Genomic DNA, 23,728 nt, shown 5'->3' with positions numbered 1-23,728 from the left:
GTGCCCGACACGTTCGAACCCACAGTGCCGTGGGTGAGGGGAGCGCCGGACCATGCCTGTCGCCGACGAGGCAGCGACCGATTCTGATCAGAAAGATTCCAGGGGGCCAGGGCCTGATCTTCCAGCGCCCGGTCCCGGGCTGGCCCTGACCGGCCGGCTCGGAGCCTCCACCGACCAGGGAGAGCTCGACGAGCCGCTCCCGAATGCCGAGCGCCTGGTCGCCCAGGCCGTGGAGCGAGCCGGCGACGACCACGCCACCGCGTTGCTGGTCGACCGCTTCTGGCGGTTCGCACCCGACGAGGAGCTGGTCGGGTACACCCCGGAGGAGATGTTCACCGCCGCGGTCGAGCACCGCGAGCTGGCCCGCAACCGTCTCCCCGGCGAGCTGAAGCTGGATCTCACCGAGCCGCGCGGCGCCCAGTCGCACACCGTGCTGCAGGTCGTCACCGACGACATGCCGTTCCTGGTCGACTCGGTGATCGCCCTGCTCACCGCGCACAACCTGCAGGTCCACCTGATGGTGCACCCGCTGATCGTGGTGCGCCGCGAGCCGCTCGGCGCGCTCAGCGAGCTGGAGGCGGACGTCGAGCCGGACGACGCCATCGAGGGCGACATCGTGGAGAGCTGGATCCGGATCGAGATCGACCCGGTCCGTCGCGGCGAGGCCCGCGACCAACTGCTCAACGAGGTCCGCCGGGTGCTCACCGACGTGCGCGAGGCGGTCGAGGACTGGCCGCGGATGCGCCAACGGGCCCTGGTGATCTCCGACGAGCTGGCCACCGCCCGCGGCTCGGACCGTCGGCTGCCGGTCCCGGAGAAGGACGTCACCGACTCGATCGAGCTGCTCAAGTGGCTCGCCAACGACCACTTCACCTTCCTGGGCTACCGCGAGTACCGGCTGGACGACGGGGTCCTGACCGCGGTGCACGGCAGCGGCCTGGGGATCCTGCGCGGCGAGAGCCGCCCGCGCCGGCTGGACACGATGGCGCCCGAGGCGTACGAGCGGGCCATGGAGAAGCGCCTGCTGGTGATCACCAAGGCGAACTCCCGGGCCACCGTGCACCGTTCGGCGTACCTGGACTACATCAGCGTCAAGGTCTTCGACACCGCCGGCGAGGTGGTCGGCGAGAAGCGGTTCCTCGGCCTGTTCTCCAGCTCGGCGTACCGGACCAGTGTCCGGGAGTTGCCGGTGGTCAAGCGCAAGGTGACCGAGGTGATGGACCGCTCCGGCCTGTCGCCGCGCGGCCACTCGGGCAAGGACCTGCTGCAGATCCTGGAGACGTATCCGCGGGACGAGCTCTTCCAGATCAAGACCGATGACCTGTACGAGGCGGTCATCGGCGTGCTGCGGATGGCCGGCCGCCGTCAGCTGCGCCTGTTCCTGCGCCGGGACGGGTACGGCCGGTTCATCTCGTGCCTGATCTACCTCCCCCGGGACCGGTTCACCACCGGCAACCGGCTGCGCATGCAGGAGATCCTGCTGCGCGAGCTGAACGGCGTCGGGGTCGACTACACCACCCGGGTGACCGAGCGGATGCTGGCCCGGGTGCACTTCATCGTGCGCACCGACCCGGCCGCGCCGCCCGGCAACCTCGACCCGAACGTGCTGGCCGAGCAGCTCGCCGACGCCACCCGGATGTGGGACGACGACTTCTCCCTGGTGCTGGAGCGCAAGCTCGGTGACGAGCCGGCCAAGGAGCTGTTCAACCGGTACGCGCACGCCTACCCGGAGAGTTACAAGAACGGCCACACGCCGTACGAGGGCATGCAGGACCTGGCCAAGCTGGAGCTGCTGGAGGAGCCGGGCCAGCTGGAGATGCACCTGTACCGCCGGCGCCGGCTGGGGGCCGACGGGTCGCCCGAGCCGGACGACCACGACATCCGGTTCAAGGTGTACCGGTTCGGTGAGCCGATGATGCTCTCCGCCGTGCTGCCCGTGCTGCACTCGCTGGGCGTGCAGGTCAGCGACGAGCGGCCGTACGAGATCCGCCGCGACGACGGACTGGTCTACCTGTACGACTTCGGGCTGACGCCGCCTAAGGTGCACCGGGACCTGTCCGAGGTGCGCCCGCAGGTGGAGAACGCGTTCGCGGCCACCTGGCGGGGCGAGGCCGAGGTCGACGGCTTCAACGAGCTGGTGCTGCGCGCCGGGCTCACCTGGCGCCAGGTGGTGGTGCTCCGGGCGTACGCGAAGTATCTGCGTCAGGCCGGGAACGTCTTCTCCCAGCGGTACGTGGAGTCCACCTTCATCGCGTACCCGGAGATCGCCCGGCTGCTGCTGCAGCTGTTCGAGGCCCGGTTCTCGCCGGCCCTGCAGATCGGCGAGTCGGATCGCACCCGGCGCGCGGGTGAGGTGGCGGCGAGGATCACCGAGCTGCTCGACCAGGTGGAGAGCCTGGACCAGGACCGGATCCTGCGGTCCTACCTGACGCTGATCGAGGCGACCCTGCGGACCAGCTTCTATCAGCGGGGTCCGGAGGGGCGGCCGAAGTCGTACGTCGCCTTCAAGCTGAACCCCGAGGCGATCCCGGACCTGCCGCAGCCCCGGCCGAAGTACGAGATCTTCGTCTACTCCCCGCGGTTCGAGGGCGTGCACCTGCGTTTCGGCGCGGTCGCCCGGGGTGGCCTGCGCTGGTCGGACCGGCGCGAGGACTTCCGGACCGAGGTGCTCGGCCTGGTCAAGGCGCAGATGGTGAAGAACTCGGTGATCGTGCCGGTGGGCGCCAAGGGCGGCTTCGTGCTCAAGCAGAAGCCGGGCGACCGGGACGAGGCGGTGGAGTGCTACAAGCGCTTCGTGACCGCCCTGATGGACGTCACCGACAACATCCTGAGCGGCAAGATCGTGCCGCCGGTGGACGTGGTCCGGCATGACGGCGACGACCCGTACCTGGTGGTCGCCGCGGACAAGGGCACCGCGACGTTCAGCGACATCGCCAACGAGATCTCGGTCGGCAAGGAGTTCTGGCTCGGCGACGCGTTCGCCAGCGGCGGCTCGGCCGGCTACGACCACAAGAAGATGGGGATCACCGCCCGGGGGGCCTGGGAGTCGGTCAAGAAGCACTTCCGCGACCTGGGCAAGGACACCCAGTCCGAGGAGTTCACCGTGGTCGGCGTCGGCGACATGTCCGGCGACGTGTTCGGCAACGGGATGCTGCTGTCCGAGCACATCCGGCTCGTCGCGGCCTTCGACCACCGGCACATCTTCCTGGACCCGGCGCCGGACGCGGCCACGTCGTACGCCGAGCGCCGCCGGCTGTTCGACCTGCCGCGCTCGTCGTGGGCGGACTACGACGCCGGCCTGATCAGCGAGGGAGGCGGCGTCTACCCGCGGAGCGCGAAGAAGATCCCGGTCAGCCCGCAGGTACGCGCCGCGCTGGACCTGGCCGGGTCGGTGACCGCGCTCAGCCCGGTGGAGCTGATGCGGGCGATCCTCAAGGCGCCGGTCGACCTGCTCTTCAACGGCGGCATCGGCACCTACGTCAAGGCGGCCGGCGAGTCGCACGCCGAGGTGGGCGACAAGGGCAACGACGCGATCCGGGTGAACGGTTCGGAGCTGCGGGTCAAGGTGGTCGGCGAGGGCGGCAACCTCGGGCTGACCCAGCGCGGGCGGATCGAGTTCGCGCGCGCCGGCGGCCGGGTCTTCACCGACTTCATCGACAACTCGGCCGGGGTCGACTGCTCGGACCACGAGGTCAACATCAAGATCCTGCTCGGTGGAGCGGTGACCGACGGCGAGCTCGGCATGCCGGAGCGCGACGAGCTGCTGGCCGCGATGACCGACGAGGTCGGCGCGCTGGTCCTGCGGGACAACTACGAGCAGGCGACGGCGCTGGCCAACGCGCGGGCACAGGCGCACTCGCTGCTGCCGGTGCACCGGCGGATGCTGATCGCGCTGGAGCACCGCGGTGAGCTCAACCGGGAGTTGGAGGCGCTGCCCACGGACCGCGAGCTGGCGCTCCGGTACGAGAACGGCGAGGGGCTCAGCGCACCCGAGTTCGCGGTGCTGCTCGCCTACGTCAAGATCAGCCTGGAACGCGAGGTGCTCGCCGACGAGCTGGTCGACGAGGCGTGGACCAACCAGGTGCTGCACCGGTACTTCCCGACCCCGCTGCGCGAGCGGTACGCCGCGCGGATGGCCGGTCACCGGCTGCGCCGCGAGATCATCTCGACCGCCCTGGTCAACGAGGTGGTCAACCGGGGCGGTACGTCGTTCGTCTTCCGCGCCATGGAGGAGAGCGGGGCGTCGGCCGCCGACGTCATCCGCGCCTACGTGGTGATCCGGGACGTGTACGGTCTCACCGAGATCTGGGCGGCGGCCGAGGCGCTGGACAACAAGGTGCCCACTCCCGCGCAGACGCTGGTCTTCCTGGAGACCCGGCGACTGCTCGACCGCGCGGTCCGCTGGCTGGTCAGCACCCGCCGCTCGCCGATCGACGTGGCCGGCGAGATCGCCAAGCTACGTCCCGGCGTGGCGACGCTGCTGCCCCAGCTCCCCGAGGTGATCGTGGGGGCGGAGCGCCGCTCGTTCGAGGAGCGGGTGACGACGCTGGCCGGCAAGGGCGTCCCGGACGACCTGGCGGACAAGGTGAGCCGGGTCTTCTACGGCTTCGGGCTGCTGGACATCCTGGAGACGGCGACCGCCATCGAGCGGGACGTGACCGAGGTGGCCCAGGTCTACTTCGTGCTCTCGGAGCGCTTCGGTGTCGACGCACTGCTGTCGCAGATCTCCCGCCTGCCCCGGGGTGACCGGTGGCAGACGCTGGCCCGGATGGCGTTGCGGTACGACCTGTACGCCGCCCTGGCCGCGCTCACGGCCGAGGTGCTGCAGTCGACCCCGGAGACCGCCTCGCCGGACGACCGGGTCTCGGAGTGGGAGCAGGTCAACGCGGCGTCGATCGCGCGGGCGTCGAACGCGATGGGTGACGTCGGGGAGTCCCCGGCCGACCTGGCGGCGCTGTCCGTGCTGCTCCGTCAGATCCGCACCCTGGTGAAGACCTCGTCGGCGGCCTGATCGGCGCGCTGGGCCTGCCGGCCGAGGTCGGCGGGCCCAGCGCTGGACAGTGACGTCGCTCACCGCGACAGCGGGCGGCGCGCGGGTCGGCCAGCCGGCATCAGCGCGCGGGAAACAAGCGTGAAAATGCCGGTGAGCCGGGCCGCGGCGGACTGCTCCCGAAGTCCGTTGCCGCGCCCGGCTCACCCGTGGCGTCGTGGGGGCATTTTCCCGATGGCACCCCGCGACGTCTCCCCAGATCCACCTTCGGATATGACGCTACGTGAGGGTCGCCGGGAGCGGGAAGTGCTCAGCGTGCACTCTGGCCGTTCGTATGAGGGGATTTAACCCTCGGTTATCCGCTTTTTCCGACATCGGCTACGGACCGTGACTACACGCCGTCGTAACGTTCGGTGATCAGACCCAGGGCGGCGGCGGCGACCTCGGCGCTGGCCAGGCTGGCTCCGTGGGTGACCAGGAAGGCGCGTGCCCCGTCCGGTCGCCAGGTCGACGGCCAGCCCATCTCCACCACCGCCACGGGCCAGGCCGCGGCCAGCTTCTCGGCCAGCTCCCGGCTGGCCGCCGCCTGATGCACCCGCCGCCCGACCAGCACGATCGGCCGCCCCGCGGCGCGCGCGATCAGCTCGTCCGCGCTGGTCTCGGCGGCGTTCACGTCGATCTGCTCGACCGCGCCGAGGAACGGCCGCAGGCCCCACGGCAGCTTGCCCTCGGCGATCGAGTAGCCGCTGCCCAGCTGTACGACCAGCGGGGCGGCCAACGCGGCCGGGTCACCCTCGACCAGCAGCGCCCGGCGGGCTGCGGTGCGGCCCAGCTCCGCCGAGGTGGTCGCGGCGGTGCGGCCCGGCGCGGCCGAGGTGGTTGCGACGGTTGCGGCGGTACGGTCCGGCGCAGGTGGGACGGTTGCGGGGATGCGGTCCGGCGCAGGTGGGACGGTTGCGGGGATGCGGTCCGGCGCAGGTGGGACGGTTGCGGAGATGCGGCCCGGCGCAGGTGGGACGGTTACGGCGGTGCGGCCCGGTGCGGTTGCGGTGGTCGCGGCGGGGCGGGTGATCCGCTGGTGTGCCGCCCAGGCGGCGAGGTCGGCGTTGCGGGCGGCCGCCTGCTCAAGACGTACGACCGCGAGCCGGCCGTCACCGACCGCGGCCGCGACCTCGTCGGCGACCGCGAGCACCAGCTCCCTGTCCACCTCCGCGCCGATGCAGAGCAGGTCGGCGCCGGCCGCGAGGGCGGCGACCGCGGCCTGCGGGATCCCGCCCGCGGCGCCGGCCGCGCCGCGCATCTCCAGGGCGTCGGTCACGATCACGCCCGCGAACCCGTACTCGTCGCGGAGCAGACCCTGCAGCGCGGCCCGGCTGAACGTCGCCGGCCCGTCGCCGGTCAGCGCCGGCACCCGGATGTGTGCGCTCATCACCGCCCGCGCGCCGGCCGCGACGGCCGCCGCGAACGGGGGGAGATCCCGCTCCCGCAGCACCGGAAGCGGCACGTCGACGGTCGGAAGATCGAGATGAGAATCGGTCACGGTCGCGCCATGGCCCGGAAAATGTTTGGCACACGCGGCCACTCCGGCCGACTGCAGGCCGGCGATCGCGGCGCCGGTGTGCCGGGCGACCAGTCCGGGGTCCGCGCCGAACGAGCGGGTGCCGATGATCGGGTTCTCGGCCACCGAGTTCACGTCGACGGTCGGCGCCAGGTCGAGGTTCACTCCGGCGGTGGCCAGGTCGGCGCCGATCGCGGCGTACACCTGCCGGGTGAGGTCGAGGTCGTCGGCGGCGCCCAGCGCGGCGTTGCCCGGGTAGGGGCTGCCGGTCCGGTGGCCGAGCCGGGTGACGTCGCCGCCCTCCTCGTCGATCGCGATCAGCGCGTCCGGGCGAGCCGACCGCAACCGCGCGGTGAGCTGGGATAATTCGTCGGATGAACCGACATTGGTGCCGAAGAGGGTGTGTCCTGCGAGGCCGTCGGCGAGCAGATCCAGTGCCCAGTCCGGGGCGGACGTCCCGGGGAAGGCGGCGAGCAGGGTGCGCAGGGCGAGGCGGCGGAGCCCCGGGTCGATGGCCATGGTGTCCTTCCGGTGACGGAGCTCTGGCCACCGGCGGCGGCGAGCTGCCATGATCGCTCGGAGTCGATAGCCACCGTACGGGCGGGCACCATCGCCGACCGTTACGCTGCGGCTGCTCTCCGAGCGCCGACACTGTAACAGGAAAGAATCCTTACCATTAGGGGTACGACCATGGCCGCCACCCGCCTCCCGGGCACCCCCCGGTTGCTGCGCGCCCTCAACGACCGCGCGGCGCTGGACCTGCTGCTCAGCCGAGGTCCACTGACCCGGGCCCAGATCGGCGAGCTGACCGGCCTCAGCAAGGTCACCGCCTCCCAGCTGGTCGAGCGTCTGGAGGAGCGTGGCCTGGTCCGCCGGGTCGGCGAGCAGGCCGGCGGCCGCGGGCCGAACGCCCAGCTGTACGCGGTCACCCCGAGCAGCGCGCACGTGATCGGTGTCGACGTCGGCCCGGACTCGGTGATCGCCGCGTGCGCCGACATCACCGGCGCGGTGATCGGCCGGGCCGAGCTGAGCACCAAGGACACCGACGACCCGGTCGGCGTGGTGCACCAGGCGGTGGTCCAGGCCGCCGCGGACGCGGGCACCGACATCACCTCGGTGCGCCGGGTCGTGCTCGGCACCCCCGGCCTGGTCGACCCGGCCACCGGCGAGATCTCCTTCGCCTGGGACCTGCCCCGCTGGCATCGCGGCCTGCTCGCCGACCTGCGTCGCGACCTGAGCACCCCGGTGGTCTTCGGCAACGACGTGAACCTGGCCGCGATCGCCGAGTCCAGCAACGGTGCCGCCCGCGGCGTGTCCGACTTCGCCCTGGTCTGGATCGGTCGCGGGGTCGGTCTGGCCAGCGTCATCGGCGGCCGGTTGCACCAGGGTGCGACCGGCGCCGCCGGCGAGATCGGCTACCTGCCGGTGGGTGGCGCCGAGGTGCCGCACAACGCCTCCAAGCGCGGAGTCAAGGGCGCCTTCCAGACCCTGGCCGCCGCCGAGGCGGTCAAGGCGATCGGCAAGCAGCACGGCTTCCGGGGCGCCGAGGCCGCCGACGTGGTGCGCGCCGCGGTCGCCGCCGGCCCGGCCGGTGAACCGGTTCTGGACGAGCTGGCCCGCCGGCTCGCCCTCGGTGTCGCGGCCACCTGCCTGGTGCTCGACCCACCGCTGGTGGTACTGGCCGGCGAGGTGGGCCGGGCCGGCGACGCCGCGCTGGCCGACCGGGTGGAGCGCGAGGTCGCCGCGATCACGCTGGTCTCGCCCAAGGTCGTGGTGACCGGGGTGGCCGCCGAGCCGGTGCTGCACGGTGCCCTGCACACCGCCCTGGACGCGGTCCGCGACGAGGTGTTCGGATCGACCACCGACTGACCGGGTGAGCCGCGGCACGCCGTCGCCGGGAGCGGTCCGCGCACATGGTTGGATGGACGGCGTGCTGGAGGCTGCCGTAACCGTTCCGCCCGACGAGGACACCGTCATCGCGTTCGACCGCGTCAGCGTGGTCCGCGGCGGGAGTCACCTGATCAACAGCCTGTCCTGGCAGGTGGAGCTGGACGAGCGATGGGTGGTGCTGGGCCCCAACGGCGCCGGTAAGACCACCCTGCTCAACATCGCGTCCGGCCGGCTGCACCCGACCCGCGGCCAGGCCTGGGTGCTCGGCGACAGACTGGGCCGGGTCGACGTCAACGAGCTGCGCACCCGGGTCGGGATCACCACCGGCCGGCTCGCCGACCGGATCCCGCCGGACGAGAAGGTGCTCGACGTCGTGGTCACCGCCGCCTGGTCGGTGGTCGGCCGCTGGCGTGAGGAGTACGACCCGCAGGACGTCGCCCGGGCCAGGGAGCTGCTCGCCCAGCTGGGCATGGGGGCGCTGGCCGACCGGGAGTTCGGCACCCTCTCCGAGGGGGAGCGCAAGCGCACCCAGATCGCCCGCGCGCTGATGACCGACCCCGAGCTGATGCTGCTCGACGAGCCCACCGCCGGTCTCGACCTGGGCGGCCGGGAGACCCTGATCGGTCACCTGACCGAGCTGGCCCTCGACCCGGACGCGCCGGCCATGGTGCTGGTCACCCACCACGTCGAGGAGATCCCGCCGGGCTTCACCCACGGGCTGCTGCTGCGCGAGGGCAGTGTGGTCGCGGCCGGCCCGCTCGGCGAGGTGATGACCGCGGAAAACCTGACCAAGACGTTCGGCCTGCCGCTGCTCGTCGACCGTTTCGGCGACCGGTACACCGCCCGGGCGGCCTGACGTGCCACCCCGGGTGGTGGTCGTCGGCAGCGCCAACATGGACCTGGTCGGCCTGGCCGCGACCCTCCCGCGGCCCGGCGAGACGGTGCTCGGCGACGACTTCGTGATGACCCCCGGCGGCAAGGGCGCCAATCAGGCGATCGCCGCGGCCCGGGCCGGCGCCGCCACGACGTTCCTGGGCGCGATCGGCTCCGACGCGTTCGGCGTGACGCTCGGCGCCCGGCTGGCCGCGACCGGGGTCGACATGGCCCACGTGCGCACGAGTTACGGCCCGTCCGGCGTCGCGGTGATCATGGTGGACCGGGCGGGGGAGAACTCGATCCTGGTCAGCCCGGGGGCCAACCGGACGTTCGTGGACCTGACCGAGGCGGAGCGGGCCTGCATCGCCGGGGCCGACGTGCTGCTCTGTCAGCAGGAGATCCCGGCCGGGACGGTGGCGGCGGCACTGGCCGCGGCCCGGGCCGCCGGGACGCGGACGATCCTGAACGCGGCGCCCGCGCGGGAGTTGTGGCCCTCCGTGCTGGACCTGGTTGATTTGCTGGTGGTCAACGAGACCGAGGCCCGGGCCCTCACCGACATCACCGATTCCTCGGCGATGTCCGGCTTGCTGGCGCTGGTGCCGCGGGTGGTGCTCACGCTCAGCGGCAACGGCTCCCGTTACGCCGACCGGGACGGCACCGACGTGCACGTGCCGGCCTTCCCGGTCGAGGTCGCCGACACCACGGCGGCGGGCGACGCGTTCACCGGCGCCCTCGCGGTCGCCTGGGCGGAGGGCCGCGCTCTGGTCGAGGCGGTGCGCTGGGCGAACGCCGCCGGCGCGGCCTGTGTGCGCAAGGTCGGCGCCAGCAACGCCCTGCCGGAACGGGCCGAGATCGAAGCGATCTTCGCCGGCTGACCATCGGGCCGGGGTGCGCCCGGCTTCACCGGGAGACCCGCAGGCCCCAGGCGATCAGCGGCGCCTGCAGCGGCAGCCGTCCGAAGGCGATCGCCCGCCGGGCCGGCGGGGCGTGCCGCCAGTCCCAGGCCATCTTGACGTTGGCCGGGAAGACCGCGGCGAACAGCGCGGCGGCGGCCAGTCCACCGGCCCGCCGGGTCCGCGGATGGGCGACGGCCGCGGCCACCGCCAGCTCGGCGGCCCCGCTCAGGTAGGTCCACGTGCGGGGCGAGCCGGGCAACGCCCGCGGCACGATCGCGTCGAACGGTTTCGGCGCCACGAAGTGCAGCACGCCGCTGGTGGTGAGCAGGGCGGCCAGCCCGGCCGCGTCCCGCCTCACCGGGGCACCGCCGGCTCCAGCGCGCGCAGCAGGGCCCGGTAGATCCGGCCGAACCGCTGCGCGTTCGTGGTGCGCAGCAGCAGCACGTCGCCGGCGGGCACCCGGCCCCAGATCTCGATGGTGCGACTGCCCGCGTCGTAGGACCGGTCGACCCGCTCCAGCAGCAGGTCGGCGACCGGCACCACGGCCAGCCCGACCAGCACGCCGCCGATCAGCATCGCGACGGTGTGCAGCGCATCGGTGTGGAGCAGCAGCGCCACCACGACCGCCAGGGCGCCGACCGCCAGCGGCGACAGGATGGCCAGGCCGAGCGCGCCGCGCCGGGCGATCACCGACCAGGACCGGGCACCTCTGGTGTGCCAGATCCGGCGCACCTCGGGCAGCCGGAAGTCGCGGCCGTTCATATGGATCCCGGACGAAGTGATCAGCACGTCCGGATCCCGGTAGTACGTGGTCATCTCTCCTCCCCCGGGGACCCAATCTAACCGGTACCCGTCGTAGGCTGGCGTCCAAACGGCTACCAACGGAGGTCGGCGTGGGCGAGTTCGTACGGCTGGAGATCGCGGACGGCATCGGCACCATCCGGTTCGATCGGCCCCCGATGAACGCGCTGAACACCCAGGTCCAGGAGGAGCTGCGGGCGGCCGCCACGGCCGCGGCCGGCGACGAGTCGGTGCGCGCCGTCGTGGTCTGGGGCGGGGCGAAGGTGTTCGCCGCCGGCGCCGACATCACCGAGTTCACCACGGTCACCTACCAGCACATGGTGGGCCGGGCCGCGGCGCTGTCCGGGGCGTTCGACGCGGTCGCCCGGATCCCCAAGCCGGTGGTCGCCGCGGTCACCGGGTTCGCCCTGGGCGGCGGCTGCGAGCTGGCCCTGGCCTGTGACTGGCGGGTGGTGGCCGAGGACGCCAAGCTGGGCCAGCCGGAGATCAAGCTGGGCATCATCCCGGGGGCCGGCGGCACCCAGCGGCTGGCCCGGCTGATCGGCCCGGCCCGGGCCAAGGAGCTGATCTTCTCCGGCCGGATGGTCGAGGCCGACGAGGCGCTGCGGATCGGCCTCGCCGACCGGGTGGTCCCGGCCGAGAAGGTGTACGAGACGGCACTCGACCTGGTCCGCCCGTTCGTCACCGGGCCGGCCCTGGCGCTGCGCGCCGCCAAGCAGGCGATCGACGCCGGCCTGAGCATGGATCTGCCGGCGGGTCTGGCGCTGGAGTCGCAATTGTTCGCCGGGTTGTTCGCCACCGACGATCGGGTGGAGGGCACCACCGCTTTCGTCGAGAAGCGCAAGCCCAAGTTCACCGGACAGTAGCGAGCCGTGGTCCTGTCACCGGGACCGCCTAGACTGCGGGGCATGTCCATCGACCAGGGAGGCCCGAAGTATGCCCTCGGCATCGACTTCGGCACCTCGAACACCGTCGCCGTCGCACGGTGGCCGGACGGGCGTGCCCGTCCGATCCTGGTCGACGGCTCACCGCTGCTGCCCTCCGCCGTGTTCGCCCAGGCTGACGGCACGGTGCTGGTCGGCCGGGACGCGGTGCACAGCGCCCGGCTGGAGCCGGCCCGCTTCGAGCCGAACCCGAAACGGCGCGTCGACGACGGCTCGGTCCTGCTCGGCGAGCAGGAGTTCGAGGTCGTCGACCTGATCACCGCGGTGCTCGCCCGGGTGGTCGAGGAGTGGCACCGCGCCGTCGGGCCGTACCGTCCGGAGACCACGCTGACCTGCCCGGCCACCTGGGGCGCCACCCGGCGCACGCTGCTGGCCGAGGCGGCCGCCCGGGCCGGCCTGTCCGGCGTGCGGCTGGTCGCCGAGCCGGTCGCCGCCGCGACGTACTTCGCCGAGGTGCTGGGCCGGGACGTGCCGATCGGCTCGGTGCTGATGGTGCACGATTTCGGCGCCGGCACGTTCGACGCCAGCCTGGTCTCGCGCACCGCCACCGGCTTCGAGGTGCTCGCCGTCGACGGCCGCGACGACCTGGGCGGCCTGGACGTCGACGCCGCGCTGGTCGAGCACCTGCGCGGCGACTCCTGGCAGCGGGTGCTGGAGCCGTCCACGGTCGAGGAGCGCCGGGCCCGCCGCGCCCTCTGGGACGACGTGCGGATCGCCAAGGAGCGGCTGTCCCGCGCCCAGTCCGCCGACTTCGTGGTCCCGCTGCTGGACACCGAGGTGCACCTGACCCGCGAGGAGCTGGAGCAGGTCGCCCGCCCGGTGCTGGAGCAGACCGTCCGGATCACGCAGAACCTGCTGAAGTTCGCCGACCTGCCGGAGGGCCGGCTGGCCGGGGTGTTCCTGGTCGGCGGCGCCAGCCGGATCCCGCTGATGGCCACCCTGCTGCACCGCGAGCTGGGCGAGCCGCCGGTGGTGATCGAGCAGCCCGAGCTCGTGGTGGCCGAGGGCAGCATCCTGGCCCAGGCGGCGCTGCTGACCTCGGAGCCGGCCGCGCCCGGGCTGACCGGGCAGATGCGGTTGCCGTCGCAGACGTTCGGCGAGGAGACCGAGGTGGCGTCGGTGGCTCCGGCGCCCGAGCCGGTCGAGGTCACGCCGGTGCCCGCGCCCGCCGCGACGCCCACCCCGGCGGCGGCCGAAACCGCGCCCGCCGCGACGACGCCGGTCACGATGACGACACCGGACCCGGTCGACAACCGGGAGACCGAGATCCGCCCGGAGCTCGTCGTCCCGCTGCACCTGCGGCCGCCGGTCGACCCGTGGGCGGACGCGGAGCCGCCCACGTGGCAGCCCGACCCGGATGCCACCCTCCCGACCAGCCCGTCGCCGGCGATGCGGCACACACCCGTACCGCATCGGCAGTCCGCGCCGAAAGCGGCGCCGCAGACGACCGCTTCCGGCCGTGCCGTGGTCGCCCCGCCGCCGGCGCCGAAGCAGCGGCCCAAGCCGCCGCAGAGGGCCAAGCCGGCACCCCGGCAACAGCAGCAGCCGCAACGACCGACCGGGTCGAAGCGGCGCCGCAGCCGGACGCTGCGCTTCTTCCAGATCGTGCTCAGCGTGCTGACGATGATCTGCGTCCCGCTCGCCGCGCTGATCCTGTCCTTCGGCTACGGCAACGGGAAACCGCTGCAGAGGGACGCGGTCGAGGTCTTCCAGGACATCGGCACCCTGCTGCACCTGTACCAAGACCAGAAATGACGCCGGTCGAGGGCCACGGCGGGGAGCTCGCGCTCGCGGCCCTGCGGGCCTTCGGGGTGACCGAGATGTTCACCCTCTCCGGCGGTCACGTCTTCCCGCTGTACGCGGCCGCCCACGAGTCCGGTTTCGGGCTCTACGACGTCCGCCACGAGCAGTCCGCGGTCTTCGCGGCCGAGGCGGTGGCCAAGCTGACCCGTCGCCCGGGTCTGGCCGTGCTGACCGCCGGCCCGGGGGTGACCAACGGCATCTCCGGGTTGACCAGCGCCTATGTCAACGGCTCCCCGGTGCTGGTGCTGGGCGGCCGCGCGCCGGCTTTCCGCTGGGGTTCGGGCAGCCTGCAGGAGCTGGACCACGTGCCGCTGGTCGCGCCGGTCACCCGGTATGCCGCGACGGTCACCGGCACCGCGGACATCCCGGGCGCGATCGGGGCGGCCCTGACCGCGGCGCTCACCCCGCACCGCGGCCCGGTCTTCCTGGACGTCCCGCTCGACGTGATCTTCTCCACCGGCCGGGCCGCGGCGCCCGGCGAGCCGGCGATCGGGGTGCTGGAGCCCGACCCGGACGAGGTGGCCACGGCCGCCCGGCTGCTGCGGGACGCGGCCCGCCCGGTGATCGTGGCCGGTTCCGACGTGTGGGCCGGCGACGCGGTCGCCGAGTTGCGGACCGCCGCCGAGGCGCTGGACGTGCCGGTGTTCACCAACGGGATGGGCCGGGGCGCCCTGCCGCCGGGGCATCGGCTCGCCTTCTCCCGGGCCCGGCGGACCGCTCTGGGCCAGGCCGACGTGGTCGCGGTGATCGGCACCCCGCTCGACTTCCGGCTGGGATTCGGCGATTTCGGGTCCGCACGGGTGGTGCACGTCGTGGACGCGCCGGAGCAGCGCGCGACGCACGTCACCCCGGCTGTCTCGCCCGCCGGGGACCTGCGCCGGATTCTCGCCGCGCTGGCCGGTACGACGGGCGGGCACCCCGAGTGGATCACCACGCTGCGGGCCGTCGAGGACGCGGCGAGGGCCCGCGACGCCGAGGCGATGGCCGCCGAGACCGATCCGATCCGGCCGGCCCGCGTCTACGGGGAGCTGCGCAGGGTGCTGGCCCCGGACGCGGTCACGATCGGCGACGGCGGCGACTTCGTGTCGTACGCCGGCCGATTCCTGGAGCCCGCCCGGCCCGGCACCTGGCTGGACCCGGGGCCGTACGGCTGTCTCGGCACCGGCCTGGGCTATGCGATGGGCGCCCGGGTCGCCCATCCCGGCCGGCAGATCTGTGTGCTGATGGGCGACGGCGCCGCCGGTTTCTCCCTGATGGACGCGGAGTCCCTGGTCCGGCAGGGGTTGCCGGCGGTGATCGTGGTCGGCAACAACGGCATGTGGGGTCTGGAGAAACACCCGATGCGTGCGCTGTACGGCTTCGACGTGGCCGCCGATCTGCAGCCGGGCCTGCGCTACGACGAGGTGGTGCGCGCGCTGGGCGGCGCCGGCGAGACCGTGGCCAGGGCGTCCGAGCTCGGCCCGGCCCTGCGGCGCGCGTTCGACTCGGGCGTCCCCTACCTGGTCAACGTCCTCACGGATCCGGCCGACGCGTACCCCCGGAGTGCGAATCTGGCGTAGAGCGACACCCATGTCGGCCCATACCCGTAGACGGCGACGGATCGTCCGATCCGGACAGTCACGGGACGCGACGGGTTCACATCCCTATTTCAGCGTCCGGGTCTGCTCGATCCGGTGAGACCGCTACCGCGATCGAAATGAGCGGGCACCTGAGGCAACCGTACGGTCGACCTGTTGGTCCTTCCTTTGACAACCGGCGACAACGGGGAGGGTGCGTGGATGCCGAGGAACGCGTACGGCAGGCATATGAGGCCTACTACCGACGGCTGGTCATCCAGGCCACGGGCCTGGTAGGTGACCTTGCCGAGGCGGAGGACGCCGTGCACGAGGCCTTCGCGCGGGTGCTGGCCTCGCCGCAGTCCTTCCTGCGGGCCGACGACGCCGAGCGGTGGTTGCGGGTCGCGGCCCTCAATGTCGCCCGGACCCGCTACCGGCGGCGGTGGCTGTTCGACCGCCTGGTCCGTTCGGGCCGTGTGGCGATCGCCCCGGCCGCGGTACCGGGGATATCCAGTGATCGGGTGGCGCTGTTCGCCGCGTTGCGGCGGCTGGCGACACCGACCCGGGAAGCGGTGGTGCTGCACCACCTGGCCGATCTGTCGGTGGCGGAGGTCGCCGCCACCCTCAACGTGCCGGTGGGCACGGTCAAGGCCCGGCTGGCCCGAGGGAGAGCCGCGCTCGCCCACCATCTTGCCGACGATGAATTCCACCCACTGCCCGCGGAGGTAGGCCATGCGTGAACCCAGCTTCGACAAGCTGCGCTCCGATGTCGGTGACGCGGTGCGCCAGCCCGACTTCACCACCGTGCAGCACAGGGCCGGCCGGATGGGCCGGCGCCGGCACGCCCGGCGCTGGGCGGTCACCGGCGCAGCGGTGATCGCGGTCACCGGTGCGGTCCTGGCGATGCCCGGCCTGGGCGATGACCGCAACGGAGCCGCCTACGCCTCGTGGACCGCCAGTCCGGAGACGCTGTCCGCCGGGGACGTCCAGGCCATCAGCCGGGGCTGTGTGGCGAAGATCGATCCACTCTTCGGCTACACCACGGCGCAGCTGGCCGCCGCCCGCAAGATCGTCTCCGAGCGCCGCGGGAGATACGGCTTCCTCTCGATCGTCACCCACGACTGGGTCACCACCTGCTTCCGAGACAGCACCGGCACCGTGCGGAGCCCCAGCAACATGGGGCGACCGGTCAGTGACGAAGCGCTCGGCCGCACGGGTATCGAGCTGCAGGGCTGGGGTGAGCTGCAAGCCGGCGAAGGCTACATCCTGATCATGGCGGGGCACCTCGGCACCGACGTCACCGCGGTAGACGTCAACGTGCCCGACGGCAGGACGGTACACGCCACCGTCGACGACCACTACTTCCTGGCCTGGCTGCCCCAGAAGGCAGGCGACGGCGCCGGCATCACCTTCACGATGACACTCACCGACGGAACGACCATCAAGGACATCTCGGCGAGGAAACTGACGGATAAAATGGGGACCGGCGAACTCGCCGATTCGTCCGGCCCATCATGATGGCCTCGCGGTCGGCGCGTGCATCCGTCCCGGCCCGGTGACACCGGTTGGCGGTCGTTTCTAAGGTTCGTCGTCCTGGTGCAGCTCGCGCTCCCACTGGGCGAGCAGTTCACGGTCGCGGCGGGACTGCTCGGAGTCCATCGCGCGCAGGAAGTCCGGGTCGTCGTCCGGTGCGGACGGCCGGGGGGCGGGGCGGCGGGCGGCCGTCCGCACCGGGCGGCCCCACAGGAAGTAGGCGATCGGGCCGGCCAGCGGGACGAGCACCACCACCAGCACCCAGAACGGCCGGGGCAGGACACGCACCCGCTCCGCCGACAGGCAGGCGATCAGTGCCAGGATCAGCAGGACCAGCGCGACCGCGGTCAAGAAGATGAACAACCGGACCATGCCGCAATGATGCCCCGCCCGCGGCGTACCGGCGACGATCAGAGCATGACAACCAGCCCGCCGAGGACCGCGAACGCCGCGGTGATCAGCGCGTACGCCCGGATCGTCCGGGCCGGCGACCGCGGCGGGCGGGCCCGCAGGGCGGGGGAGCGGTGCAGACCCAGACCGGTCAGCGTGGCCCAGCCGGTCATCGCGGCGCCCGCGATCAGCCATTGCGCCGGCCCGGCCGCCGGGTGGAAGGCGGGGCGGACGGCGAGCAGTGCGACCGCGGCCGCCGACATCCCGGTGCGCCGCCAGGCCAGACGGGTGCGTTGCGCGGCGGCGCCCGGATCGCTCATGCTGCGAAAATCCGATAGAGGACCATGCTGACCAGCAGCACCGCGCCGAGCGCCACGACGATCGCGAGGATCGCCGGGAACCGGGAGCGGGGCAGGTCGACACCGAGCCGCATGGCCCGCTCGGCGCGCGCCCAGTGATCAACGGCACGCAGGGCGACCACCCCGCCGAGGATCAGCAGCGCGATCGCGATGATCTCGCGGAGCCGGACGATCGGCAGCGGCGGCAGGAACTGGGCGCAGGCCAGGCCGCCGGCGATCAGCGCCAGGCCGGTGCGGATCCAGGCCAGGAAGGTCCGTTCGTTGGCCAGCGAGAACCGGTAATCCGGCGTGGTGCCCTCCGAGTGGGCGCTCTCCGGGTCGAACCACTGCAGCAGGCCACCGAACACCCGCCGATTATTGACCGGATCGGTCAAGAAGGTGATGCCACAGATTGCGTACTTCGTCACTCACGCACGCCTCCCGGAGGTGGCCGCAGCGGCACCAGGGCGAGTCAGGATCGGATCTGCCATGGGCGTGCGGCTCCGTTTCTCCGCGGTGTGCGAGAGGATGGGGGCCGGTCAGGTGCACCGTGCCGGACATGTCAGGAAACCTCCTCATGGAAATGCTAGTGAGGTGTGTCACTCCGGGTGGCCGGCAATCGAGAAGCTACTGGCGGGTAACCTTTTCGTCATGCCCGCGGCCAGGCTTGGCCGGCCGACGTGCGAGAGTCGATCGCAACGGTGCGTTCAATACAGGAGGGTCGTAGTAGCGCGATGAACATCGTCGTACTGGTGAAGCAGGTGCCCGACTCCGGTGCCGAGCGCACCCTGAGCGCGAGCGACAACACGGTCGAGCGGGGCCCGGGGAACGTCATCAACGAGATGGACGAGTACGCCATCGAGGAGGCGCTGAAGATCAAGGAGGCGCACGGTGGTGAGGTGACCGTCCTCACGGTCGGCCCCGCGGGTGCGACCGACTCGATCCGCAAGGCCCTCTCGATGGGCCCGGACAAGGCCGTCCACGTGCAGGACGACGCCCTGCACGGCTCCTGCGCGGTGGCCACCTCCAAGGTGATCGCCGCCGCCCTCGGTCAGCTGAACGCCGACCTGATCCTCTGTGGCGCCGAGTCCACCGACGGCCGGGTCCAGGTCCTGCCGCACATGCTCGCCGAGCGCCTCGGCGTGGCCGCCCTCACCGGCGCCCGCAAGCTCACCGTCGACGGCTCGCAGCTCACCATCGAGCGGCAGACCGACGAGGGCTACGAGGTGGTCACCGCCGCGACGCCGGCCGTGGTCAGCGTCTGGGACACCATCAACGAGCCGCGGTACCCGTCCTTCAAGGGCATCATGGCCGCCAAGAAGAAGCCGCTGCAGAGCCTCTCCCTGGCCGACCTGGGTGTGTCCGCCGACGAGGTCGGCTTCGCCGGCGCCACCAGCCAGGTGCTGGAGTTCGCCAAGCGCCCGGCCCGCTCCGGCGGCGCCAAGGTCATCGACGAGGGCACCGGCGGCGAGCAGCTCGTCGCGTACCTCGCCACCGAGAAGTTCGTCTGAGAGAGGGTCTCGTCATGGCTGAAGTACTCGTTGTCGTCGAGGCCGGCGTCAAGAAGGTCACCCTCGAGATGCTCACCATCGCCCGCGGGCTGGGCGAGGTCTCCGCGGTGGTGTTCGGCGAGGCCGACCAGGCCAAGCTCGCCGAGTTCGGCGCCGCCAAGATCTACACCGCGTCCGGCGAGGACGTGGAGAACCACGGCGCGGCCCCCAAGGCCACCGCGATCGCCGAGCTGGTCAAGCGCGTGCAGCCGGCCGCCGTGCTGCTCGGCTCCACCCAGGAGGGCAAGGAGATCGCCGGTCGCCTGGCGGTCAAGCTGGACAACGGCCTGCTGACCGACGCGGTCGAGCTGGCCGCCGACGGCACCGCCACCCAGGTGGTCTTCGCCGGCTCCACGATCGTCAAGTCCAAGGTCACCCGCGGTATCCCGATCGTGACGATCCGTCCGAACTCGACCACTCCGGTCGCCGCCCCCGCGTCGCCGTCGGCCGAGGCGCTCGCGGTCACCGTCAGCGACTCGGACAAGCTGGCCACCATCACCCAGCGGGTCGCCGAGCAGAAGGGTTCGCGCCCCGAGCTCACCGAGGCCGGCATCGTCGTCTCCGGCGGCCGCGGCGTCGGCAACGCCGACAACTTCAAGCTGGTCGAGGAGCTCGCCGACCTGCTCGGCGGCGCCGTCGGCGCGTCCCGCGCGGCCGTCGACTCCGGCTACTACCCGCACCAGTTCCAGGTCGGTCAGACCGGCAAGACGGTGTCGCCGCAGCTCTACGTGGCGCTGGGCATCTCCGGGGCGATCCAGCACCGGGCCGGCATGCAGACCTCGAAGACGATCGTCGCGGTCAACAAGGACCCGGAGGCGCCGATCTTCGAGCTCGCCGACTTCGGCGTGGTCGGCGACCTGTTCAAGATCATCCCGCAGGCGGCGGACGAGATCCGCAAGCGCAAGTAAGGCTCGCTCCCCGTTACGGCCCGGCGGTTCGCTGCCGGGCCGTTTCCCTTTTCGCGGTACGGGGTCCGGCCGCAGCCCCGTGGGTCCACGCCCGGCCGCGGCGACCCCCGGATCGCTGGGCGGCATCCGGGCTGGGGGCGGCCCCTCGCGGTGGTCCGCCCTCTGCGGGGGCTGACGACCGCCGGCCGGCCTTCCGATCGTCGGTCCGCTGACCGCCGGCGCTCCGCCGCCCGAAGCGTTCCACGGAACAGGTTCTAGAGTTGGTAGATATGGCCTACCTCGATCATGCGGCGACCACGCCGATGCTGCCCGCAGCGCTGGACGCCTATGCGGCCGCGGCCCGGGCGATCGGCAACCCGTCCTCCCTGCACGCGGCCGGTCGCAGCGCCCGCCGGATGGTCGAGGAGTCCCGCGAGCGGATCGCCGCGGTGATCGGCGCCCGGCCCTCCGAGGTGATCTTCACCGGTGGCGGGACCGAGGCGGACAACCTGGCCACCAAGGGCGTCTACTGGGCGCGGCGCGACGCTGACGGCAAACGCCGCCGGGTGGTCGCCTCGTCGGTCGAGCACCACGCCGTGCTCGACGCGGTCGACTGGCTGGGCCGGCACGAGGGCGCCACGGTCAGCCTGCTGCCCGTCGACGGCGCCGGGCGGGTCGATCCGGACGGTTTCGCCGACCTGGTGCGCGCGCACGGCGACGAGATCGCCGTGGTCAGCGTGCAGTGGGCGAACAACGAGGTGGGCACCGTGCAACCGGTGCCCGCCCTGGCCGCGATCGCGGCCGGCGCCGGCATCCCGTTCCACACCGACGCGGTGCAGGCGGTCGGCCAGGTGCCGGTCGACTTCGCGGCCGCCGGCGTGGCCGCGCTCACCCTCACCGGGCACAAACTCGGCGGTCCGGTCGGCGTCGGCGCCCTGGTCCTGGGCCGGGACGTGAGCTGCACGCCGCTGCTGCACGGTGGCGGACAGGAACGCGACGTGCGCTCCGGGACCCTGGACACACCCGGCGTGGTGGCGTTCGCCGTGGCCGTCGAGACCACCGTCCGGGAACGCCTCGACTATGCCGAGCGCGTCGCCGCCCTGCGCGACGAACTGGTCCGGCGGGTGCTGGCCGCGGTGCCGGACGCGATCTACAACGGTGACCCGGACCACCGGCTGCCCGGCAACGCGCACTTCTCCTTCCCCGGCTGCGAGGGCGACGCGCTGCTGCTGCTCCTCGACGCGCAGGGGATCTACTGCTCGACCGGGTCGGCGTGCTCGGCCGGGGTGGCGCAGCCCAGTCACGTGCTGCTGGCGATGGGCGCGGACGACGCCCGGGCCCGGTCGTCGCTGCGCTTCTCGCTCGGGCACGACAGCGGCGAGGCGGATCTGGACGCGCTGCTCGCGGCGCTGCCGGCGGCGGTGGAGCGGGCACGACGGGCGGGGTCCTGGAAGACGCCCCGTTAGACGGCGGGGTGCTCACCGCGTACGAGCCCATCGTGTGGTGACCGGTTCCTGGTGGTTTTCTCGGCGGGATCCGTGCGCGACGAGGGGTGCGACGGGGCCCGGATAGGCTGGTGGCATGCGAGTTCTTGCGGCCATGTCCGGCGGTGTCGACTCCGCGGTCGCGGCGGCCCGGGCCAAGGATGCCGGGCATGACGTGACCGGGGTGCATCTGGCTCTGGCGCGTAACCCACAGACCTATCGGACCGGCGCGCGCGGTTGCTGCACGCTGGAGGATTCGCGGGACGCGCGGCGCGCCGCCGATGTGATCGGGATCCCGTTCTACGTCTGGGACATGGCCGACGAGTTCCACGCCGGCGTCGTCGACGACTTCGTCGAGGAGTACGCGGCGGGCCGCACGCCGAACCCGTGCCTGCGCTGCAACGAGAAGATCAAGTTCGCGGCGGTGCTGGACCGGGCGGTGGCGCTCGGCTTCGACGCCGTGGTGACCGGGCATCACGCCCGGCTCGGGGCGGACGGGCTGCTGCGGCGCAGTGTCGACCTGCCCAAGGACCAGTCGTACGTGCTGGCCGTGCTGACCCGCGAGCAGCTGGATCGGGCGATTTTCCCGCTCGGTGACTCCACGAAGGAGCAGGTGCGGGCCGAGGCGGCCGCGCGGGGGCTGGCGGTGGCGGACAAGCCGGACTCGCACGACATCTGCTTCATCGCCGACGGTGACACCCGGGGCTTCCTGGAGCGGCGCCTGGGCGCCGCGCCCGGGGACATCGTGGACGGTCGGACCGGGGCGAAGCTGGGCACGCACAACGGGGCGTACGGGTTCACGATCGGCCAGCGGAAAGGGCTGGACCTGCGGGTTCCGGCCCCGGATGGGCAGCCCCGGTATGTGCTTTCGATCACGCCCGTGTCGAACACCGTGACGGTGGGCCCTCGGGAGGACCTCGAGGTGGACACGGTCACGGCCACGCGTCCGATCTGGCACGACGGTTCCGACGAAACGGAGTGCGAGGTGCAGCTCCGGGCGCACGGGGAGGTGGTGGCCGCCACGGTCGCGGTGGATTCCTCGGGATTCGTCGCGACGTTGCGGACGCCGGCTCGCGGGGTTGCCGCGGGGCAGGCGATCGTGGCCTACCGGCCGGATGCCGCGGGGGACATCGTGCTGGGATCGGCGACCATCACGGCCGCGACGCGGTCATCCGCTGCGACGACCCTGCCGGAGTCCGCGCATGCCTGATCTTCCATGGCCCGCCGGTGCCGCGACCGGGATCGGATCCCTGCCCGGCACGGACGTCGCCGAGGCGCAGCGGATCGTCCTCGGTGAGCTGCCCGCCCTGCCGCACCTGCCCGAGCTTCCCGAGCGTGGCCCGGGCGCCGACATGATCGGGCGCGGCGCCGGGTTCCTCGTCGAGCTGCCGGTGCAGCTCTACGCCGGGCGCTGGCAGATCGCCGCGCGGCCGGGCCGGGACCTGCGGCGTACCGCCGATCTGCTGGAACGCGATCTGGACCAGCTCACCGAGCAGGCCGACGGCTTCACCGGCGCCGTCAAGATCCAGGCGGCCGGCCCGTGGACCCTCGCAGCGAGCGTCGACCTGCCGATCGGCGGCCGGCTGCTGCGCGACCCGGGCGCGGTCCGGGACCTCACCGACTCGCTCGCCGAGGGGCTCCGGCGGCACGTCGCCGACGTCCGCAAGCGGGTGCCCGGCGCCACCGTGCTGCTGCAGCTCGACGAGCCGTCGCTGCCGTCCGTGCTGGCCGGGCGGGTGCCGACCGAGAGCGGGCTCGGCGCCTACCGGGCGGTCGACGGCCCGGACGCCGCGGCCCGGCTGCGGACCGTGGTGGCGGCGGTGGACACCCCCACCGTGCTGCACTGCTGCGCGCCGGACGTGCCGTGGCAGGTGATCCGGGACGCGTCGTTCGCGGCGGCCGCCTTCGATCTGTCGCTGCTCAAGGATCTGGACCCGGTCGGCGAGGCGATCGAGGCCGGGCTGGGCCTGCTGGTGGGCGCCGCGCCGACCCGCCCGGTGGCCGAGCGGCGACCGGACGCCAAGCAGATCGCCGAGCGGGTGCAGACCCTGTGGCGCCGGCTCGGCTTCCCGGCCGCCCGGCTGCCCCGGCAGGTGGTGATCACGCCGGCCTGTGGGCTCGCCGGTGCGCCCCAGCCGTACGTCCGGGCCCTGCTCAAAGCCTGTCACGAAGCGGGCCGGCGGATCTCCGAGGTGTGATCCCGAAATTGTCGGGGGGTGGGACTACCGTGCG

General features: G+C 72.6%; 20 protein-coding genes. 14 read left to right on the top strand and 6 right to left on the bottom strand.

Going from position 1 to position 23,728, the window contains the following annotated elements; all coding sequences use genetic code 11:
* The first annotated feature begins 52 nt into the window (after window positions 1-52).
* Complete coding sequence (locus tag ACSP50_RS36510) at window positions 53-5,011, top strand: NAD-glutamate dehydrogenase (RefSeq protein ID WP_014694351.1); 4,959 nt, start codon at window positions 53-55, stop codon at window positions 5,009-5,011.
* 370 nt (window positions 5,012-5,381) lie between these two features.
* Here the strand turns inward: ACSP50_RS36510 and ACSP50_RS36505 are convergent, their stop codons facing one another.
* Window positions 5,382-7,067 carry a glycoside hydrolase family 3 N-terminal domain-containing protein gene (locus ACSP50_RS36505; protein WP_014694350.1) on the bottom strand — a complete coding sequence of 562 codons (1,686 nt, stop codon included), beginning with the start codon at window positions 7,065-7,067 and terminating at the stop codon, window positions 5,382-5,384.
* A 171-nt stretch (window positions 7,068-7,238) separates the two neighbouring features.
* On the opposite strand from ACSP50_RS36505, the gene ACSP50_RS36500 reads away from it, so the two are divergent.
* The 3 genes from ACSP50_RS36500 to ACSP50_RS36490 are packed head-to-tail and all read left to right on the top strand — an operon-like array spanning window position 7,239 to window position 10,189.
* Window positions 7,239-8,417: an ROK family transcriptional regulator gene (locus ACSP50_RS36500; RefSeq protein WP_014694349.1), complete on the top strand. Its 1,179-nt coding sequence runs from the start codon at window positions 7,239-7,241 to the stop codon at window positions 8,415-8,417.
* A gap of 52 nt (window positions 8,418-8,469) precedes the next feature.
* Window positions 8,470-9,294 carry an ABC transporter ATP-binding protein gene (locus ACSP50_RS36495; RefSeq protein WP_014694348.1) on the top strand — a complete coding sequence of 275 codons (825 nt, stop codon included), beginning with the start codon at window positions 8,470-8,472 and terminating at the stop codon, window positions 9,292-9,294.
* Between the two features lie 37 nt (window positions 9,295-9,331).
* Window positions 9,332-10,189, top strand: coding sequence for a ribokinase (locus ACSP50_RS36490; RefSeq protein WP_369793977.1), 858 nt, complete (start codon window positions 9,332-9,334; stop codon window positions 10,187-10,189).
* 25 nt (window positions 10,190-10,214) lie between these two features.
* Here ACSP50_RS36490 and ACSP50_RS36485 read toward each other — a convergent pair whose 3' ends face one another.
* On the bottom strand, window positions 10,215-10,568 hold the full coding sequence (locus tag ACSP50_RS36485) for a membrane protein (protein ID WP_014694346.1): 354 nt from the start codon (window positions 10,566-10,568) through the stop codon (window positions 10,215-10,217).
* Window positions 10,565-11,026, bottom strand: a complete 462-nt coding sequence (locus tag ACSP50_RS36480; protein ID WP_014694345.1) for a DUF6232 family protein — start codon at window positions 11,024-11,026, stop codon at window positions 10,565-10,567. Before ACSP50_RS36480 ends, ACSP50_RS36485 begins: the two co-directional genes overlap by 4 nt.
* Before the next feature lie 77 nt (window positions 11,027-11,103).
* Here ACSP50_RS36480 and ACSP50_RS36475 point away from each other — a divergent pair, with 77 nt between their 5' ends.
* The 5 genes from ACSP50_RS36475 to ACSP50_RS36455 all read left to right on the top strand — a co-directional run bounded on the left by ACSP50_RS36475 (window position 11,104) and on the right by ACSP50_RS36455 (window position 16,832).
* The gene (locus tag ACSP50_RS36475; protein WP_014694344.1) at window positions 11,104-11,877 is read left to right on the top strand and encodes an enoyl-CoA hydratase/isomerase family protein; all 774 of its coding nucleotides are present in this window, start codon (window positions 11,104-11,106) and stop codon (window positions 11,875-11,877) included.
* 42 nt (window positions 11,878-11,919) lie between these two features.
* Window positions 11,920-13,710: an Hsp70 family protein gene (locus tag ACSP50_RS36470; RefSeq protein ID WP_014694343.1), complete on the top strand. Its 1,791-nt coding sequence runs from the start codon at window positions 11,920-11,922 to the stop codon at window positions 13,708-13,710.
* Window positions 13,707-15,317: an acetolactate synthase gene (locus tag ACSP50_RS36465; RefSeq protein ID WP_014694342.1), complete on the top strand. Its 1,611-nt coding sequence runs from the start codon at window positions 13,707-13,709 to the stop codon at window positions 15,315-15,317. The genes ACSP50_RS36470 and ACSP50_RS36465 overlap by 4 nt, the downstream gene beginning before the upstream one ends.
* A gap of 215 nt (window positions 15,318-15,532) precedes the next feature.
* The gene (locus ACSP50_RS36460) at window positions 15,533-16,054 is read left to right on the top strand and encodes a sigma-70 family RNA polymerase sigma factor (RefSeq protein WP_014694341.1); all 522 of its coding nucleotides are present in this window, start codon (window positions 15,533-15,535) and stop codon (window positions 16,052-16,054) included.
* Window positions 16,047-16,832 carry a hypothetical protein gene (locus tag ACSP50_RS36455; RefSeq protein WP_014694340.1) on the top strand — a complete coding sequence of 262 codons (786 nt, stop codon included), beginning with the start codon at window positions 16,047-16,049 and terminating at the stop codon, window positions 16,830-16,832. The genes ACSP50_RS36460 and ACSP50_RS36455 overlap by 8 nt, the downstream gene beginning before the upstream one ends.
* 60 nt (window positions 16,833-16,892) lie before the next feature.
* Here the strand turns inward: ACSP50_RS36455 and ACSP50_RS36450 are convergent, their stop codons facing one another.
* From ACSP50_RS36450 to ACSP50_RS36440, 3 genes are read right to left on the bottom strand one after another with little or no spacing between them, the layout of a single operon-like run.
* Window positions 16,893-17,219 carry a PLDc N-terminal domain-containing protein gene (locus ACSP50_RS36450; RefSeq protein ID WP_014694339.1) on the bottom strand — a complete coding sequence of 109 codons (327 nt, stop codon included), beginning with the start codon at window positions 17,217-17,219 and terminating at the stop codon, window positions 16,893-16,895.
* Between the two features lie 38 nt (window positions 17,220-17,257).
* Window positions 17,258-17,557, bottom strand: a complete 300-nt coding sequence (locus tag ACSP50_RS36445; RefSeq protein WP_014694338.1) for a DUF202 domain-containing protein — start codon at window positions 17,555-17,557, stop codon at window positions 17,258-17,260.
* Window positions 17,554-17,943, bottom strand: a complete 390-nt coding sequence (locus tag ACSP50_RS36440; protein ID WP_043512877.1) for a YidH family protein — start codon at window positions 17,941-17,943, stop codon at window positions 17,554-17,556. The genes ACSP50_RS36445 and ACSP50_RS36440 overlap by 4 nt, the downstream gene beginning before the upstream one ends.
* A gap of 366 nt (window positions 17,944-18,309) precedes the next feature.
* Between ACSP50_RS36440 and ACSP50_RS36435 the strand changes: the two genes are divergently transcribed.
* The 5 genes from ACSP50_RS36435 to ACSP50_RS36415 all read left to right on the top strand — a co-directional run bounded on the left by ACSP50_RS36435 (window position 18,310) and on the right by ACSP50_RS36415 (window position 23,694).
* Window positions 18,310-19,086, top strand: a complete 777-nt coding sequence (locus tag ACSP50_RS36435) for an electron transfer flavoprotein subunit beta/FixA family protein (RefSeq protein ID WP_014694336.1) — start codon at window positions 18,310-18,312, stop codon at window positions 19,084-19,086.
* A gap of 14 nt (window positions 19,087-19,100) precedes the next feature.
* Window positions 19,101-20,033 carry an electron transfer flavoprotein subunit alpha/FixB family protein gene (locus ACSP50_RS36430; RefSeq protein ID WP_014694335.1) on the top strand — a complete coding sequence of 311 codons (933 nt, stop codon included), beginning with the start codon at window positions 19,101-19,103 and terminating at the stop codon, window positions 20,031-20,033.
* Window positions 20,034-20,302: 269 nt separating this feature from the next.
* Window positions 20,303-21,478: a cysteine desulfurase family protein gene (locus tag ACSP50_RS36425; protein ID WP_014694334.1), complete on the top strand. Its 1,176-nt coding sequence runs from the start codon at window positions 20,303-20,305 to the stop codon at window positions 21,476-21,478.
* A 115-nt stretch (window positions 21,479-21,593) separates the two neighbouring features.
* A complete protein-coding gene (gene mnmA / locus ACSP50_RS36420; protein WP_052311814.1) occupies window positions 21,594-22,706 on the top strand; it encodes a tRNA 2-thiouridine(34) synthase MnmA in 1,113 nt (370 codons plus the stop codon).
* Entirely contained in the window at window positions 22,699-23,694 is a 996-nt protein-coding gene (locus ACSP50_RS36415) for a methionine synthase (RefSeq protein WP_014694332.1), read from the top strand. Before mnmA ends, ACSP50_RS36415 begins: the two co-directional genes overlap by 8 nt.
* The last annotated feature ends 34 nt before the right edge of the window (window positions 23,695-23,728 follow it).

It is taken from the genome of Actinoplanes sp. SE50/110 (assembly GCF_900119315.1).
Classification (GTDB): domain Bacteria; phylum Actinomycetota; class Actinomycetes; order Mycobacteriales; family Micromonosporaceae; genus Actinoplanes.
The sequence above is the reverse complement of the archived record's forward strand: the minus strand, read 5'-3'. Positions and strand labels throughout refer to the sequence as shown.

Excerpts from the sequence above, each read along its gene's own strand:
- ACSP50_RS36435 (WP_014694336.1), top strand. The coding sequence starts at position 18,310 with ATGAACATCGTCGTACTGGTGAAGCAGGTGCCCGACTCCGGTGCCGAG.
- ACSP50_RS36480 (WP_014694345.1), bottom strand. The coding sequence starts at position 11,026 with ATGACCACGTACTACCGGGATCCGGACGTGCTGATCACTTCGTCCGGG.
- ACSP50_RS36495 (WP_014694348.1), top strand. The coding sequence starts at position 8,470 with ATGGACGGCGTGCTGGAGGCTGCCGTAACCGTTCCGCCCGACGAGGAC.
- ACSP50_RS36455 (WP_014694340.1), top strand. The coding sequence starts at position 16,047 with ATGCGTGAACCCAGCTTCGACAAGCTGCGCTCCGATGTCGGTGACGCG.
- mnmA (WP_052311814.1), top strand. The coding sequence starts at position 21,594 with ATGCGAGTTCTTGCGGCCATGTCCGGCGGTGTCGACTCCGCGGTCGCG.
- ACSP50_RS36465 (WP_014694342.1), top strand. The coding sequence starts at position 13,707 with ATGACGCCGGTCGAGGGCCACGGCGGGGAGCTCGCGCTCGCGGCCCTG.
- ACSP50_RS36415 (WP_014694332.1), top strand. The coding sequence starts at position 22,699 with ATGCCTGATCTTCCATGGCCCGCCGGTGCCGCGACCGGGATCGGATCC.
- ACSP50_RS36450 (WP_014694339.1), bottom strand. The coding sequence starts at position 17,219 with ATGGTCCGGTTGTTCATCTTCTTGACCGCGGTCGCGCTGGTCCTGCTG.
- ACSP50_RS36445 (WP_014694338.1), bottom strand. The coding sequence starts at position 17,557 with ATGAGCGATCCGGGCGCCGCCGCGCAACGCACCCGTCTGGCCTGGCGG.
- ACSP50_RS36425 (WP_014694334.1), top strand. The coding sequence starts at position 20,303 with ATGGCCTACCTCGATCATGCGGCGACCACGCCGATGCTGCCCGCAGCG.
- ACSP50_RS36430 (WP_014694335.1), top strand. The coding sequence starts at position 19,101 with ATGGCTGAAGTACTCGTTGTCGTCGAGGCCGGCGTCAAGAAGGTCACC.
- ACSP50_RS36505 (WP_014694350.1), bottom strand. The coding sequence starts at position 7,067 with ATGGCCATCGACCCGGGGCTCCGCCGCCTCGCCCTGCGCACCCTGCTC.
- ACSP50_RS36500 (WP_014694349.1), top strand. The coding sequence starts at position 7,239 with ATGGCCGCCACCCGCCTCCCGGGCACCCCCCGGTTGCTGCGCGCCCTC.
- ACSP50_RS36470 (WP_014694343.1), top strand. The coding sequence starts at position 11,920 with ATGTCCATCGACCAGGGAGGCCCGAAGTATGCCCTCGGCATCGACTTC.
- ACSP50_RS36510 (WP_014694351.1), top strand. The coding sequence starts at position 53 with ATGCCTGTCGCCGACGAGGCAGCGACCGATTCTGATCAGAAAGATTCC.
- ACSP50_RS36490 (WP_369793977.1), top strand. The coding sequence starts at position 9,332 with ATGGACCTGGTCGGCCTGGCCGCGACCCTCCCGCGGCCCGGCGAGACG.